The following is an 812-nucleotide window of genomic DNA, read 5'->3' on the forward strand; positions in this document are numbered from 1 at the left end:
GTCTAGAGTGTGTGGACAGTCATCGGAGCCAATCGAGGGCGGCGAGCAGGTGAGCGCTAGCTAAGAAGCAGGTGGCGGTTTTCTCGTAGCGGGTGGCAAAGCCCCGCGCCTCCTTGAGCCGGCCAAAGAAGCGTTCCACTTTGTTGCGGTCCGCATACAGGTTCTCATCATAGGCCCGCTGGTCTATGCGGTTGGCCTTGGGCGGAATCACGGCTTGCGCGTGTTGCCCGGCCACAGCCGCTAGCACGGCGTTCGTGTCGTAGGCCTTGTCGGCCACCACAGCGCCGGGCTTTTCGGGCAAGGCAGCCAGCAGTTCCGGCAGCACGGTACAATCGGCTTGTTCACCTGGGGTGAGCTTCAGGAGCAGACAGTTGCCCAGCGCGTCCACCACGGCATGCACCTTCGTCGAGAAGCCGCCCCGGCTGCGGCCTAGGCTTTCGGCCGCGGCCGTGCTTTTTTTTGGCCGGCGGCGGCTTTGTGGGCTTTGACCGTGGTCGAGTCGACCAGCACCCACGCATAATCCGGCTCCTGCACCGCCTGGAACAGGCTCTCCCAGACCCCAGCCAGCGCCCAGCGGCGAAAGCGTCGGGCTACCGTGTTCCAAAGGCCAAACCGTTCAGGCAGGTCGCGCCAGGCGCAGCCCGTGCGCACCCGGTAGACCACGGCGTTGACAAAATGGCGGTTGTTGCGGCCGGTGCCGCCTGCCGTACCGGCCTGCCCAAGGGTGTGTGGCTGAATCAGTTTCCATTCACGCTCAGTGAGTTCGTGGCGTCGCATCCCGCAAATTTAAACATGACTGTCCACACACTCTA

The 812-nt window shown here is 63.5% G+C and carries 1 pseudogene; it reads right to left on the bottom strand.

What is annotated here, in order from left to right:
- Window positions 1-19: 19 nt before the first annotated feature.
- Window positions 20-750 (bottom strand): annotated as a pseudogene (locus HW554_RS20265) (IS5 family transposase); the annotation flags it as partial.
- Between the last annotated feature and the right edge of the window lie 62 nt (window positions 751-812).

This window comes from Hymenobacter lapidiphilus (assembly GCF_013377885.1).
GTDB lineage: Bacteria > Bacteroidota > Bacteroidia > Cytophagales > Hymenobacteraceae > Hymenobacter > Hymenobacter lapidiphilus.